Annotated in this window: 12 protein-coding genes; 7 read left to right on the top strand and 5 right to left on the bottom strand. The window is 52.8% G+C overall.

The window, feature by feature from the left end:
- Positions 1 to 58: 58 nt before the first annotated feature.
- The 4 genes from OQ371_RS08170 to OQ371_RS08155 form a co-directional block, all read right to left on the bottom strand.
- A complete protein-coding gene (locus OQ371_RS08170; RefSeq protein WP_265993297.1) occupies positions 59 to 1,489 on the bottom strand; it encodes a S41 family peptidase in 1,431 nt (476 codons plus the stop codon).
- Positions 1,490 to 1,621: 132 nt separating this feature from the next.
- Positions 1,622 to 2,548, bottom strand: coding sequence for a sugar phosphate isomerase/epimerase family protein (locus OQ371_RS08165; RefSeq protein ID WP_265993296.1), 927 nt, complete (start codon positions 2,546 to 2,548; stop codon positions 1,622 to 1,624).
- Positions 2,549 to 2,553: 5 nt separating this feature from the next.
- Positions 2,554 to 3,843 carry a Gfo/Idh/MocA family protein gene (locus OQ371_RS08160; RefSeq protein WP_265993295.1) on the bottom strand — a complete coding sequence of 430 codons (1,290 nt, stop codon included), beginning with the start codon at positions 3,841 to 3,843 and terminating at the stop codon, positions 2,554 to 2,556.
- Between the two features lie 211 nt (positions 3,844 to 4,054).
- On the bottom strand, positions 4,055 to 4,723 hold the full coding sequence (locus OQ371_RS08155; protein ID WP_265993294.1) for a hypothetical protein: 669 nt from the start codon (positions 4,721 to 4,723) through the stop codon (positions 4,055 to 4,057).
- A 172-nt stretch (positions 4,724 to 4,895) separates the two neighbouring features.
- On the opposite strand from OQ371_RS08155, the gene OQ371_RS08150 reads away from it, so the two are divergent.
- The 6 genes from OQ371_RS08150 to OQ371_RS08125 all read left to right on the top strand — a co-directional run bounded on the left by OQ371_RS08150 (position 4,896) and on the right by OQ371_RS08125 (position 11,058).
- Positions 4,896 to 5,927, top strand: coding sequence for a WD40/YVTN/BNR-like repeat-containing protein (locus OQ371_RS08150; RefSeq protein ID WP_265993293.1), 1,032 nt, complete (start codon positions 4,896 to 4,898; stop codon positions 5,925 to 5,927).
- A gap of 146 nt (positions 5,928 to 6,073) precedes the next feature.
- Positions 6,074 to 6,544: a MarR family winged helix-turn-helix transcriptional regulator gene (locus OQ371_RS08145; RefSeq protein ID WP_265993292.1), complete on the top strand. Its 471-nt coding sequence runs from the start codon at positions 6,074 to 6,076 to the stop codon at positions 6,542 to 6,544.
- A 151-nt stretch (positions 6,545 to 6,695) separates the two neighbouring features.
- On the top strand, positions 6,696 to 9,149 hold the full coding sequence (locus tag OQ371_RS08140; protein ID WP_265993291.1) for a 3-hydroxyacyl-CoA dehydrogenase/enoyl-CoA hydratase family protein: 2,454 nt from the start codon (positions 6,696 to 6,698) through the stop codon (positions 9,147 to 9,149).
- A gap of 117 nt (positions 9,150 to 9,266) precedes the next feature.
- On the top strand, positions 9,267 to 9,446 hold the full coding sequence (locus OQ371_RS08135) for a hypothetical protein (protein WP_265993290.1): 180 nt from the start codon (positions 9,267 to 9,269) through the stop codon (positions 9,444 to 9,446).
- 6 nt (positions 9,447 to 9,452) lie between these two features.
- The gene (locus OQ371_RS08130) at positions 9,453 to 9,848 is read left to right on the top strand and encodes a type II toxin-antitoxin system VapC family toxin (RefSeq protein ID WP_265993289.1); all 396 of its coding nucleotides are present in this window, start codon (positions 9,453 to 9,455) and stop codon (positions 9,846 to 9,848) included.
- Between the two features lie 34 nt (positions 9,849 to 9,882).
- Complete coding sequence (locus tag OQ371_RS08125; RefSeq protein ID WP_265993288.1) at positions 9,883 to 11,058, top strand: acetyl-CoA C-acyltransferase; 1,176 nt, start codon at positions 9,883 to 9,885, stop codon at positions 11,056 to 11,058.
- Positions 11,059 to 11,087: 29 nt separating this feature from the next.
- Here OQ371_RS08125 and OQ371_RS08120 read toward each other — a convergent pair whose 3' ends face one another.
- On the bottom strand, positions 11,088 to 13,193 hold the full coding sequence (locus OQ371_RS08120; protein WP_265993287.1) for a LysM peptidoglycan-binding domain-containing protein: 2,106 nt from the start codon (positions 13,191 to 13,193) through the stop codon (positions 11,088 to 11,090).
- A gap of 295 nt (positions 13,194 to 13,488) precedes the next feature.
- Here OQ371_RS08120 and OQ371_RS08115 point away from each other — a divergent pair, with 295 nt between their 5' ends.
- Positions 13,489 to 15,312: an acyl-CoA dehydrogenase FadE gene (locus OQ371_RS08115; RefSeq protein WP_265993286.1), complete on the top strand. Its 1,824-nt coding sequence runs from the start codon at positions 13,489 to 13,491 to the stop codon at positions 15,310 to 15,312.
- Positions 15,313 to 15,319 lie beyond the last annotated feature (7 nt).

Below are 15,319 nucleotides of genomic sequence, written 5' to 3'. Positions count from 1 at the left end.
GAAAACAAAAAACCGTCGCGAAGGACGGTTTTTGTTTTCTGAATGAGCAGTCTGGTTCTTAGAGGTTTATCTTACTCCGTTCAACGAACATATTGCTGCCACCGGCCCGGCGTTCCACCGATGAGCCAATTGTCGGCAGTTTCGGTCCGCGTTCCGCCGAAAGACGCGCCGAGTTGCCCGTAATCTGGGCCAGCGCCGTCGCTAGATAGGTTTCTTCCACATCACCCAACGGTTTAATTTGCAGCGGTTCGGCTTTTTCAATCGTTGGAACGAATCCCGTTGAGTAATCCGACTGGTTGAGGGCGTTGAACGACTTGAAAACAATGGGCTGCATCCCCCATTTGATTTTACCGGTTTCGTCCTCAATCGTTTCAGAACCTACGTTTTTGCCGTACGTGGTTTCGCCAATCGTAATCACCGGCATAAAGGGCCGCAAGCCGTTAATGATCAATTCACTGGCTGAGGCCGTCCCCCCCGAAGTCAGAACGTAAAGCCGCAAGAGATTAGCACCAATGCTCTGTGGTTTGCTATCAAAACGGGTGATCAGTCTGTCCGATTGGCCCGCCCGGTTGAATGCGGCCATGATGTTTTTGTTGTACTCCATGCGGTAGTACGTTTTGGTGGTGTTGATTCCCTTGCCGATCATACTCGCCAGCTTGACCGATGAAGACACGTAGCCGCCCGGATTGTACCGCAAGTCGAGGACCAGCTCGTTGACGCCCTGCGCTTTAAATTTGCTGAAAATCTGCTCCAGCTTCTGGTCGTAAACGGGAGTTGCGCTTCCGTTCGGACCCGGAATGAACTGGTTGTAAACCAGGTAGCCAATTTTCTTGCTTCCGATGGTATAGATCGAGTCCAGCAACACCGGATTTTGCTGAAAAACGGCAGCTGTCGTTGTTTTCACAAGTTGCGTGTCAACAATTTTGCCGCTTTCCACCGTTGCCAGACCGTAGTTAAAGGTCGTTGGTTCGGTAGACAGGGATGCGTAATTGCCGGTGGTCAATTTCTGACCGTTGACGGACGTGATGATGTCGCCCCGTTTCAGACCGGCTTTAGCCGCCGGAGAACCGGGCAGTACGTACAACACCTGCATAATAACATCCGTAGAACCCTGCGACCGAAGGTAATATTTTACTTCCAGCCCGGTGGTTTTTTCTTCTCCGCTCAGCGATGATTTCAGTTCGTCAACGTTCTCCTGAATCCACGAAAACCGGTCGCGTTCGGGATTGGCTTTGTTGTTGTAATCGTAGAGCAGCGAGTAGAAAAAGGATTCGGGGTCCAGCGTGGAATCCGGGTTGGCCGGAATTTTATCCGCCCAGTAATACACGTCCCGCATGTTTTCCAGAATCCAGTTATTGACCGGCTGATCGGCCTTCGAGGGGGGACCTGTAACAGGTGCTTCGGGGGTAATGGTTGTGTCTTTGGTGCAGCCTGTCATCCCAAAAACAACTCCAACCGCCACAATCCAGGCAAAAAACCGTAAGTTCACAGAAAGTCGTTAATTATAGGTTAGTGATTCCTATAATTAACGAATCCTGCGGGCTTTTAGTTTACATTCATAGCCTTCGCAGGCTAGGTATTGTCCAATTTAAGCTGATTTAATATAAATTTAATGCGAATTCTACGCTTTAAAGATCGCATCCATTTTTTCCCGAATGGTAAGTAAACGGGTCCGGTCTCCCCCATTCACCTCCGCTGAAGCCCAACCGGAATAGCCGATTTTTCGGAGTGCGTTATTAACTTCCGGCCAGTTGCAGTCGCCTTCCAGAAATTCAACGTTAAACCCTTTCCAGAGTCCTTCGTCCTGCTGTTTCTTAAGGCTGTATTCCTTTACATCCAGTTTCAGAATCCGTTTGCCCAGGGTTTCGATCCAGTGGGCGGGCCAGCCGTACCGCAGGATGTTGCCCACGTCAAAATACCAGCCCACCATTGGGTGTTTGAACTCATCGACAAACCGTGCGGCTTCCAGCGGGCTGATCAGAAAGCTGTTCCAGACATTTTCAAACGCAATTTTTACCCCGGTTTTTTCGGCCACCGGCAGCAATTTCCGGATTTCATCCCGGCAGCGTTTGTAAGCATCTTCGTAACTGATCTCGGCTTTCACCACACCGGGAACCAGCAAAACCGTCGTGCCGCCGTACTGCTTGGTGTCCTGCAACGATTTTTTCATCGCTTCCACCGTGGCCGCCCGTACCTTCGGATCCGGGTCCGACAACGGCGATTTCCAGTGAAACGAGTTGACCGTACCCGGCAGCTCCAGACCGGTCTTGTCGCGGGCATCCAGCACCTCTTTCATATCGAGGTCGTTGGGCGTATCGAGTTCCACCCCGTCGTAGCCCAGGTCTTTCAGCAGTTTGAATTTATCGAGTACCGACAAATCTTCCTTTACCATCCCCCACTTCAGGCTTTTTTTAACCATAGGCTGGGCTAATGCGGATTTTGCCGGTGGATTTACGAATGGTTTGGGCGTATTGGGCAGCGATTCGATAGCCGCAAAACCGCCCATAGCGGCCAGCGAGCCGTTTTTCAGAAATTCTCTACGTTGCATGGGTTTTAGGAAAAAGTAGTAATACCGGGTCTGGCGACTTCCGCAAGCGGGGGTGTCATCTCAAAACTATACGTGTCGGGTCCTAGCTTCTCGGTGGAGTTCATGGCCTCGTCCCACGTGATCCGGCGCCCGGTATAGGCTGCCATCCGTCCCATGATTCCCAGCAAGGTGCTGTTCGCCATGTATTCCCCCTGGTTGATCGGCTCTCCTTTCCGAATGGCGGCAAACAGCTCGTCGTGTTCGGTTTGGTACATGTCGTTGGCGGCTCCCGAGTATTTCCATTTTTTCCGCCCGGTAATTTCGTGAACGTTCCGCGAAACGTTGGCAACGGCCCGGCCTTTGGAGCCCAAGGCTTCGCACATGTAGCTACCTTCGCAGTTGACCTGCTGACGGCTGAAGTGAAATCCTTTGGCACCGTCTTCGTATTCGTACGTGATGGCAAAGTGGTCGTAGATGTTACCGTATTTCGGGTCGGTGCGAACCTGCCGGCCACCGGTTCCGGCCGCGGAGAGGGGCAGTTTGTCGCCGAAAGCCCACGACATCATGTCGACGCTGTGGATGGCCTGCTCCACCAGGTGGTCGCCCGACAGCCAGGTGTAGTAGTACCAGTTCCGGAACACGTATTCCGCATCGCTCCACTCCGGTTTGCGGGGGTGCGACCAGACCGTGCCGGTGTTGTAGGTGTTATAAACGGTGATGACATCGCCAATCGCACCGTCCTGAATTTTATCGAAAATGGCCCGCTTTGGCTCGTGAAACCGCCAGCAGAAGCCCGACAGGAGCGAAATTTTCTTTTCCTTGGCAATTTTGGCCGCTTCCAGAATCTTGCGCACTCCGGGGGCATCGACGGCCATCGGCTTTTCGCAGAAGACGTGCTTTCCGGCCTGAACGGTCGCCATCAACTGCTCGGGACGGAAATGGGGCGGAGTGGCCAGAATGACAACGTCGACGCCCGAATCGAGTACTTTTTTGTAAGCGTCAAAGCCGATGAACTTGTGCTCTTCGTCAACCTTTACCTTATCACCGTGGACTTTCCGCAAATTTGTTAACGAGTCTTCTAATTTATCCTTGAAGATGTCAGCAACGGCGTGTAAAACGACATTCGGATCGGCTTTCAGCGCCTGGGCGGCCGCACCCGACCCCCGGCCCCCGCAGCCGATCAGCCCCACTTTGAGGGTATCGGTGTTGACTCCGGCAAATGAACGCTGGGGGTGTAAAATCGTTACAGAAGGCAAAACGCTGCTGGCCAGTGCCATGCCAGTCATTTTCAGAACGTCTCGACGGGAAGTACTCATACGAAATGGAGGGTTAGGATTACTGAAGAAAATCACAAAGATTCTGCCTGAAATATAGCCAGTATCCGCGGAAAAGTCAAAATTGTGCGGTTGCTTGGCCTTTACCAACCCATCCGTATCAGGCTCTTTTTACCGGTTTTGAAACTCCTGAAAACACAAAGTCCCCGGATCAGGAAAACGATCCGGGGGCATGATATGGGACAGATAGACTTTACTTACCTTTCTTGGCGGTTTCTTTTCCCCAGCTTACCTTGAATTTACCGTCCGTAATGGTGATTTCACCGCTGCCTTCAACGCGTTTGGTGTTATCGTGATCGTGCGGCCCCGACTTGGTCAGCATACCGCCCCCGGCCGCCGTAATGGCTTTGTCTTCCAGGTTTTGCCGCAGCCCGAAGCCGGAAACCGTTGCCAGCGCCCGCTTTTTATAATTCACTTCTTTCAGGGTGGCTTCAAACGTTCCTTCGATGCTGTTGTCCGTGACGCTGGTGATCGTTACCGTCCCTTTCCACGACTCGCCGTCGCGGAAGGCGTGGCCCAGCCCTTTTGATTCTTCCGTATAATCCACAAACGCCCACATGACGTTGCCGTTGGCTTCTTTGGCCTTTTTGTCCATTTCACGGTCATTTTCCGAAATGACCTCGTAAGTTCCGGGTTTCAGTTGATCGACGTACACGAAGCGAATCCAGGTTTGCACATCCGGATTCACGTTCATCCCGGCAATGGCCAGGTACTTGACGCCCGTAAACGGCAGATTTAAGCGTTGGGCTTTGGCCTGCCATTCTTTCCCGTTAATTTTGGCAGAAACCGTATTTTCCGGCGTCTGTGCGTAAGTCAAGGCACTCCAGCCGAGAGCAAGGATAAGGGAGAAAATCTTTTTCATGAGTGATTCAATTAGTTGTTGTTACAATCCGGACAAACATACGTGAAGCGGTGCGAAAACACTTAACCGTTCACGAAAATGCCGTTGACAAAAGTAGGCTGCATTTGACAGTCTGGGTTGCGAAATCGTTCTGTATTGCTATTTTACCCAGTTAAAACCGCGCTTTTACCGTATGAAACTGCTTTGGCTTCTCCTGTTTCCGTCCGTTTTATTTGCCCAATGGCAACCCCAATCCAGCGGAACCGACGCTAACTTCCGGGCCGTCAGCGCGGTTAGCCGGAAGGTGGTCTGGGTGGGAGGAAGCAAGGGTACGTTTGTCCGGACAACCGACGGCGGTAAAACCTGGCAGGCCGGAACCGTACCCGGAGCGGAAACCTGCGACTTCCGCGATGTTCAGGCATTCAGTGCCACCGAGGCTATTCTGATGGCGGCCGGACCCGCCGAAAAAGGCCAGGCCCGGCTGTACCGGACCAGCAACGGCGGTAAAACTTGGAAACTGATTTACCAGACCGGACAGGCCGGGGTGTTTTTCGATTCGATGGATTTCTGGAACCGGTGGGAAGGTCTGGTATTCAGCGATCCGGTCGGAGGCACCTGGTATATTCTGGCTACCACAAACGGCGGCAAAACCTGGAAGCGGGTTTCGCCGGATAAACTGCCACTCCTGCAACCGGGTGAAGCCGCTTTTGCCGCCAGCGGAACGAGCCTGATCACACGCGGCTACAAGTGGAGAACCTACAACTACCAGCGGGCCTGGATCGCTTCGGGCGGTACGGGCAAGGGGCGAATTTATTCAACTCCGTCGGTCGAGGCCAACTGGCAGGTCACAGAAACAACCATCCCGGCCGGGCCGACGGCCGGAATCTTTGGGCTCTGGTTTGATGCTACGGGTGAAAATGGCATGGCCGTCGGTGGGGATTATAAAAACGAGAAAGCCGAGTGGTCAAACGTTGCCGTCACAACCGATGCGGGCAAGACCTGGACGGCCGGAACGCCGACCAACCCGCCCGGCCTGAAGGAAGGTGTCGGGCGGTTGACGAGCAAACGGATCGTCGTCGTCGGGCCGTCGGGAACCGGCTACACCGATGATTTTGGCAAAACCTGGACCAAAATTGACGACTCCGCTTTTCACGCCATTTCCTGCGAAAGCGGCCGGTGCTGGGCCGTCGGAGCTAAAGGGACGATCGCCCTGCTCGAAGAGTAAGCCATAAGAAAATCTTCTTTGAATTGTCCCAAATCCACTTGTTTTGACGCTATTTTTTCGCTTATTCTTTAACAGTATGCTTGCATAATACCTTCTAAATAGTGTAGCTTTACATTCCTTACTCTTTCAGAAGGAATTATACGGCAATGAAGAAGGAGAAAACCGTCGACTTTCACATTAAAACGGGTTGGCACGCCATTTCGCGCATGTACAACGCTTACGCAGCCCGTTACGATATGACGATGGCCATTGGTTTTGTGCTGCTGAATATCGATCTCGAGCAGGGAACCCCGGCTACAAAAATCGGCCCGTTGCTGGGCATGGAACCCCGCAGCCTTGTCCGGATGCTAAAGAGCCTGGAGGAGCGCGGCTGGATTCGGCGGGTCGTCGATGAAAATGACAAACGGTTTGTCCGAATTCTGCTAACGGACACCGGCAAGGAAAAGCGTGAAATCGCCCGTGAAGGCGTTATTCAGTTTAACAACGTCATTCGGGAGAATATTCCGCTCGAAAAACTAGTCGTTTTCTTCGATGTCATGAAAGAAATCAATCGGTTGGTTGACGACGAAAACGCCAAGCTAAAGGCCAACGCAATCGATGAATTATTGATGAAGTAATCGAGCCTGAGATTACTCAAATAACTGTTTCAACGGGAGTAGTCCCGAATAAGACGGAGTTAACGGCCTTCCCGCAGCTTAAGCCGATTCCACAAAGGCGCGGGCGACCGATGGAGTCGGCCCGGTACCCGTTTAGATTTTCCCAAACGCTATGCAAACAACCCTTTCAAAACCACACTTAGAAGGCCGGGCTTCGGCCGCCAGAAACCGTAGCATTCGCCGGGTAGCCGTTTTAGGTTCCGGAATTATGGGCTCGCGGATTGCTGCCCATTTCGCCAACATCGGCGTCGAAGTCTTGCTGCTGGACATCGTTCCCAATGCCCTGACACCCGCCGAGGAAGCCAAAGGGCTGACGCTCGATAAACCGGCCGTTCGCAATCGAATCGTGAACGATGCTTTTCAGAATCTGCTGAAAGCCAGCCCGGCGGCTCTGTACAGCCCGAAGTTTGCCAGCCGGATTACGCTCGGTAGTTTCGACGATAATCTGCAGGATATTGGTAAGTACGACTGGATCATTGAGGTGGTGGTGGAGCGGCTGGACATCAAACGGTCGCTGTACGAACGGGTGGAGCAATACCGTAAACCGGGTACGCTGATTACATCCAATACCTCCGGCATTCCGATGCACCTGCTGACCGAAGGCCGGAGCGAGGATTTTCGGCGGAATTTCTGCGGCACACACTTCTTCAATCCGCCCCGTTACCTGCGGCTGCTCGAAATCATTCCCGGCCCGGATACCGACCCAGCCATCATCGATTTCCTGATGAAGTACGGCGATTTATACCTGGGGAAAACAACGGTTTTGTGCAAGGACACGCCCGCGTTCATCGCCAACCGGCTGGGTATCTACGCCATGATTCAAACCATCCGGGTGGCCGAAGAAATGGGGCTGACGGTGGAAGAGGTTGACAAGCTGACAGGCCCGGTGGTAGGTCGCCCGAAATCGGGAACGTTCCGGCTATCGGATGTAGTCGGGCTGGACACGACGGTCAACGTGGCCAGCAATCTGCTGAAAGCGCTGAAGGACGACGAATCGAAAGACGGTTTTCAGCTGCCGCCGGTGATTCAGAAGTTGACGGAAAATAAGTGGCTGGGCGACAAGACCGGTCAGGGATTTTATAAGAAAATCAAGGACGAAAAAGGCCAGTCGGTCATTCTGGCCCTTGATCTGAAAACGTTCGAGTACAAGCCGTCGCAGAAGGTCAAATTCGCGACGTTGGAAGGCACCAAGAGCATTGATAACCTGAAAAAACGGTTTTCGATCCTGCTGGCGGGTCAGGATCAGGCCGGGGAGTTTTACCGCAGGACGTTCGCCGATCAGTTCCGCTACGCCAGCTACCGCATTCCCGAAGTGGCCGATGAACTGTATCGCATCGATGCTGCCATCACCGCCGGTTTTGGCTGGCAACTGGGCTTGTTTGAAACTTGGGACGCCATTGGAGTCCGCAAAGGCATTGAGCTGATCGAGTCGATGGAACAAAAACCGGCGCGGTGGGTGTACGACATGCTCGAAGCGGGTTTTGAGAGCTTCTATAAAGTGGAGGGCGGGGTTCGGAAATACTATGATATTCCCACGAAGAGTTACCAAGCCGTTCCGGGCACGGAGCAGTTCATATTGCTGGAGAATTTCTCGGATAATGTCGTTTGGAAAAACGCCGGTTCGGTCCTCTACGATCTGGGCGACGGTATTCTGAACCTGGAATTTCGGAGCAAGATGAACACGATGGGCGCCGAGGTAATTGAAGGCATCAATAAGGCCATCAGTCTGGGCGAGAAAGAGTTTCGGGGGCTGGTCATCGGTAATGAATCGGCGGAAGCGTTCTCGGCGGGTGCCAACCTGGCGACTTTGTTTATGTTTGCCATCGAGCAGGAATTTGATGAGATTAACCTGATGATTGCGCAGTTCCAGCAAACCATGCTGCGGGCGCGGTATTCGGCCATTCCGGTGGTGGGTGCTCCTCATTCGCTGGCACTCGGTGGAGGCTGCGAGCTTAATCTGCACTGCGACCGCGTGGTGGCGCATTCGGAGCTATACATGGGGCTGGTGGAAGTGGGTGTTGGACTGATTCCGGCGGGGGGCGGAACAAAGGAGATGGCCGCCCGCGCCAGCGATCTCTACCAGACGGGCGACCCGGAACTGAACATTCTGCAAAGCACGTTCATGAACATTGCCACGGCCAAGGTGTCGACTTCCGCGCAGGAAGCCCGCGAGATGAATTACCTGCTGCCCACGGCTCAGATTGTGCTGAACCGTAACCGTCTGATCGCCGAAGCCAAGCAGGTTGCCATCGAATTGGCCGAAAACGGCTATACGCAGCCGAAACCGCGTAAGGACATCAAGGTGCAGGGAAAAACCGGTATTGCGTTGTTTAAAGCTGGGATTACGGCCATGCGCATGGGCCGTTATATTTCCGAACACGACCAGAAGATTGCCGAAAAACTGGCTTATGTGATTTGTGGGGGCGATTTGAGCACCCCGCAAACCGTTAGCGAACAATACCTGATCGACTTGGAACGGGAAGCCTTTTTATCGCTAACCGGCGAGAAAAAGACGCTGGAACGGATGCAGGGATTATTGCAGGGAGGTAAGCCACCGAGAAATTGATATCCTAGACGCGAGACATTCCTTTATCATTCTATCAAACGGTATTTTCAAAGCGAAAACACAGTTGAAACTATGAATGCCATACGGATTCGAACGGAGTTAACCCAGAATCATGAATTGCTTTTACGTAATCTGCCTTTAAAAAAAGGTAGAAAAGTAGAAGTAATTATTTTGGAAGATGAGTCGGAAGACCTACCCACCAATGAAGTCCGCTTTCCACTTCGGGGTAAGCCGCTGCGGTATGACGATCCGTTTGGGCAGGCCACTGATGCATCGGATTGGGAAGCCGCTCAATGACTGTAAATGATTCTGTTAGATACACATATTTGGATTTGGTGGATTCAGGCACCGGAACGGTTGAAGCCAACTACGCTTCAGTTCCTCGATGGTTTGCCTCCGTCGGATATTTTTATTAATGCTATTTCCTGTTGGGAATTAGCCAAGTTGGTAGAGAAAAATAGAATTGACTTATCAGAATCTGTATCCGGTTGGCTGACCAATGCGATTGACTATTCGGGTATTACCGTCATTCCGTTGGAACGTTCAATTATTTTGGATGCCTGTAATCTACCCGGGGAGTTTCATAACGATCCGGCGGATCAGCTAATCGTTGCTACTTCACGCGTGAAAAATTTACCATTGCTAACCGCTGACGGAAAGATTCTAACGTACCGTTTTGTTGAATTATACAAGGAGTAAAATTTGTTTTTCGTCATAAAAGACAGAGTCAAACATGGACGCATACATTGTAGCTGGATATAGAACCGCCGTCGGGAAGGCACCCCGCGGAGGATTACGACTCACCCGCCCGGACGACATGGCGGCAGAAGTCATCAAGCATTTACTGGCGCAAGTACCGGATTTCGATCCCGCCCGCGTGGACGACCTGATCGTTGGGAACGCTGTGCCCGAAGCCGAGCAGGGCATGCAGATTGCCCGTTACGTGGCCCTGCTATCGCTGCCCAACAGTGTGCCGGGCATGACCATCAACCGGTATTGCGGATCGGGCCTGGAAGCCATCGCCATTGCGTCGGCTAAAATCCACGCCGGGCTGGCCGACTGCATCATTGCCGGAGGAACCGAGTCGATGTCGCTGGTGCCGGTGATGGGCTGGAAAACCGCCCTCAACTTTGAAATTGCGCAGAAACATCCGGATTATTACATCGGCATGGGACTGACCGCCGAGCAGGTAGCCGATCAGTTTAAGATCAGCCGGGAAGCGCAGGATGAATTCGCGTATCAATCGCACCAAAAAGCACTGGCGGCTCAGGCAAGCGGAAAATTTAAGGACGAAATCGTGCCAATCACGGTAAAAGAAACTTATTTCGACGCGGATGCGGGCAAGAAGAAAACCCGCGAATGGACCGTCAATCAGGACGAAGGCCCGCGCGCGGACACGAGCGTTGAAGCCTTGACGAAGCTTAAACCGGTGTTTGCCGCTGGCGGTTCGGTGACGGCCGGAAATTCCTCGCAAACCTCCGACGGAGCCGCGTTTGTGATTGTCATGTCCGAACAATTGGTGAACGAATTGGGGCTGAAACCCAAGGCCCGGATGATGTCGTACGCGGCCGCCGGGGTGGAACCGCGCATCATGGGGATCGGACCGGTTAATGCGATTCCGCTGGCACTGAAAAAAGCCGGGTTGAAGCGGGATGATATTGACCAGATCGAACTCAACGAAGCCTTTGCCGCCCAGTCACTGGCCGTTATTCAGGAACTCGGTCTGGATCGCAGCAAAATTAACCCGAACGGTGGTGCTATTGCGTTAGGCCACGCGCTGGGTTCGACGGGGGCCCGCTTGTCGGTGCAGCTCCTGAACGAAATGGAACGTCAGAATCAGAAATACGGTCTGGTGTCGGCCTGCGTCGGCGGTGGGCAGGGCGTCGCCGGTATTTTCGAACGGCTTTAACCAGAAGGGGACCCCACCGGTTCCCTTCTCTATTTTCGAATGACCAGCCGCGCACCAACAACCGCCGTCAGATCCGGTAAATTATTCCACTGCTGAATTTGGGTTGGCTTTACTTTATACCGTAAGCCAATCCGGTACATGTTCTCACCCGCTTGCACAACATGAATGATTTCGGTGACTGAGTGAGCGGATGTTGGCGCTGCGACAGGTTTGGTAACCGGTGATGTTACCGCCGTAGATTTCGACCAAGGGGCTCCTGCTCGTTTCGCAATCGGTGGTTTTACGGTGCCCGGTCTGGCCGCGAGTGGCACGATTCCGGTTTTAACGGGCGTCATTGCCCGATCAATCAGCAACGACTGGCCCACGCGCAGGGGTTTCCCGGCGGATAAATTGTTCCAGACGTATAATTCCTGGACGGTCACACCGTATTTTCGGGCCACGGTGGCGTACGTGTCCATTCTCTCGACCGTATGTATAATCAGCGGCCCACTTACTTCTTCCGGTGTTTCAGCGGTTTTTTTCTCCGAAACGGCGGGTTCTGCTGCCCTAGCGGGTTGAATCATCTTGGTTGCTCCTGAACGAAATGGAGGAATGTCGGGCTTGTTGAGCGCAGCAATCAGGCTATCTAACGAAGTCAGGGTTGTTTTGCTGGGTGTAACCAAGGGCTGCCCGGAGTTAACAAGCCGACCAGCTTCCGCCCCGATCGACTTGTTTGCATTCCAATCCGGCTGCGTAACGGCCAGAACCGGCTCGGTGTTGCTGATCGGCTGAGGTTCGCCGGGCTGTTTGGGCGATCGGTAGTATTCAATCGGCACGGTAGCTGGGCGTTTCCGTTGCAACCATAAAATCCGGGCTACGGCGGGTTGCTGCTCCGGATTGATGTCATTATAGTTAACCAGTTTCCGGAGCTGAATACCGTACTGCTGCGCAATGGCCCAGAGCGATTGCCCGCGCCGAACCACATGAAACGGGACGGCGGCCCTTTTGCTCTTTTTTCGCAGGTAATAAATTTCTCCCGGCACCACCGGGCGATCCCCCTGCAAGTCGTTGTACTGTTCGAACTTCCGGACTTTGAGTTTGCCCCGGTAAGCTAGCGTGATCCGGTTGTCAAACAGCCGGGCCTGAATCCCTTTTTTTCCGTTGATCCAGTAAAACGGATTGCCCTGCTCCTGGGAATTGGCTGAATCTTTTCGCAAAACCGGAAAACCGGCATCCCCCAAAACCACCGGACTTTCTTCCAGGCGCCCCGTTTTTTGTTTCAACTCGGCATATTGCTCGAGCGAAACCGGGACGTAAACCGTGTAGTCTTCATTTTCGGGCACGGTGGTAGCCTTCAGCCACGAGTTGTATGCCGAAACGGCAGCTTCGCTGACCTGGCAGTAGCTGGCAATCTGCGACAGGCGTTTTCCTCTTGTTTCCTCATACGGAAACAAGGCAATCTGCTTCTGGGGGTGGTAGACCGACAAGGCTCGCTCCAGAACAATTTTCGACGCCAGCAGCCGAATCAAAAGTGCATCGCGGGAGTCGGTCAGGGCGTACGTTTTGCCATCCATCAGTTCCTTTTTGGTAAGCCCGGTGGTGTCAGAGCCCGGCATCTGACCGTACCGATGAAGTGCTGCTATCCAGTTTGCTTGTTGGCCGTAAAGCCGTTTTAAGCGCGTAATGGCCGCCAGCGTGGCCCGCACCGGATGCAGCCGCTCGTCAACGTGCGCATCCACCCGGAGGCTTTGATGAGTTAGCTGATTAAAGGCCCAGAAAGGCAGAGGGGCCTGCGTTGCTGCCGAGCCTGACTCATCAAGAGCCAGGAACAGGAAATCGTCGGATAGGCCATGCTGGGCAAGCAAAGGCTTGATAATGGGCAGGTAAAGATTCATTCGCTCCAGTCGCGAAGTAACCAGCGCGCGGTTAACGTAAAGCAGCTCGGCTTCCTGCTGCACCAGATGCTGGGTCGTTTCGGTTAGATGGATGGTTATACCGGCAAATTCCAGGTGATTTCCGATTCGGGGGACGCCCTGCGCCCGGATGAACTGGGCATGAAAAAGAAAGATTAAACTTGCTAAAAACGCCCATTTTATGGGTATAGAATTCAGGAAATGCGTAAACAGCGCTTGTTTAAACGTGTTTTTCCGGGTCATGTTCCAAATTGTTCGTATACAAATGCAAACGAATATACAGTTAAAATATACGTGTACAAGCAAATATATAAATATTTTGAGTACTACCTAGAATCAGTGAGAAATACGGGAGAAACGGCTGGAACAAACCAAAGACAGAAAGAGCCTTAAAACACGAAAATGTAAAGCGTTGAACAGCCTGTTAACGTAATTTTTTGATTTCGTATGCTTGCATACTATATACACATTTTTTACATTTGTTGAACAGAGAAAGAATCAATTTCAGCCTGGAAAAACCCAATTCGACCTACACATCATGATTGCTACGGAACATAAAGCAACGATCAAAGGTGGTGAGTTTCTAATCAAGGAAACGGCCGCATCGCAGGTGTTTATCCCTGAAGAGTTCTCGGAAGAGCAACAAATGATTGCCGCTACATGCCGCGAATTTCTGGAACGTGAAATCTGGCCCCGCCTGGACGAAATCGACCACGCGAAATCGCCGGAATTGATCGCTTCCCTGATGGATAAAGCCGGTGAACTTGGTTTGCTGGGAACCTCGGTGCCCGAAGAGTTCGGTGGTTTTGGCATGAACTTCAATACGTCGATGCTCGTAACCGAAGTAACGGGGGCCGGGCATTCGTTTTCCGTGGCACTGTCGGCCCACACGGGCATCGGTACCTTGCCAATCGTTTACTACGGGAATGAAGAGCAAAAGGCGAAATATTTGCCCAAACTGGCTTCCGGTGAGTGGAAAGCGGCCTACTGTTTGACGGAGCCGGATTCGGGCTCGGACGCCAACTCGGCCAAGACCCGGGCCCGCTTGTCGGAAGACGGTAAACATTACATGCTCAACGGGCAGAAAATGTGGATTACCAACGGCGGCTTTGCCGATCTGTTCATTGTTTTTGCCAAAATTGACGACGGCTCCGGGCAGGTCGACAAGAACCTCAGCGCCTTTCTGGTTGAGAAGGATTTCGGGGGCATTACCATGAACGAACCTGAGCACAAAATGGGCATCAAAGGTTCCGATACCCGCCAGCTTTTCTTCAACGATTGCAAAGTACCCGTTGAAAACCTGCTTTCGACGCGGGGCAACGGCTTTAAAATCGCCGTTAATATCCTGAACGTTGGCCGGGTTAAACTGGGCGTAGCGGCTGTTGGCGGGGCTAAAAAAGTCATTACCAACGCGGTTCAGTACGCCAACGAGCGCAGGCAGTTTGGAACGCTCATCTCCAGCTTCGGTGCCATCAAACACAAACTGGCTGAGATGGCTGTGAAAGTGTATGCCTGCGAAACGGCCTGTTACCGCGCCGGACAGAACATTGACGACCTCATCGAAAGCCTGAAAGCCAGCGGAATGAGCGACGCCGACGCCAAACTGAAGGCGCTGGAGCAGTTTGCCATCGAATGTGCCATGATGAAAGTACACGGGTCGGAAGTGCTCGACTACGTGGTAGATGAAGGGGTGCAGGTATACGGCGGGATGGGTTACTCGGCCGATGCCCCAATGGACCGCGCTTACCGCGACGCCCGAATCAACCGGATTTTTGAAGGGACCAACGAAATCAACCGGATGCTGACGGTTGATATGATCCTGAAGCGGACCATGAAGGGCGAACTTGATCTGATGGGACCGGCTATGGCGGTGGCGAAAGAAATTATGTCGATTCCGGATTTCAACGCCGAGGAAGAGGAAGTCCTGTTCGCGGCCGAGAAAAAAGTGCTTCGGAATCTCAAAAAAGCCGTGCTGATGGTGGCCGGTGCCGCCGTTCAGAAATTCATGATGAAGCTGTCGGAGGAGCAGGAAGTTCTGATGAATCTGGCCGACATGGTCATCGAAACCTACGTAGCCGAATCCGTTTTACTGCGGGTGGAAAAATTGATTAGTGCCCGGGGCGAATCCGCCGTCGCGTTGCAGAAAGACCTTGCGCTGACGTACATGCACGGGGCCGTGGAAAAAGTCAATAACGCGGGCCGGGCGGCCATTACGTCCTTCGCCGAGGGCGATGAATTGCGCGTGATGCTGATGGGCCTGAAACGGTTTACGAAAATTGAGCCGATCAACCTGAAGGAAATTCGCCGACGGATTGCCGACGCGATGATTGCGGAAAACAAATACAGCTTCGAACGGAATTAATGCTTAT

Origin of the sequence: Larkinella insperata (assembly GCF_026248825.1) — a bacterium.
GTDB lineage: Bacteria > Bacteroidota > Bacteroidia > Cytophagales > Spirosomataceae > Larkinella > Larkinella insperata.
Note: the sequence above shows the minus strand (reverse complement) of the source record. Positions and strands in the feature narration are given on the sequence as shown.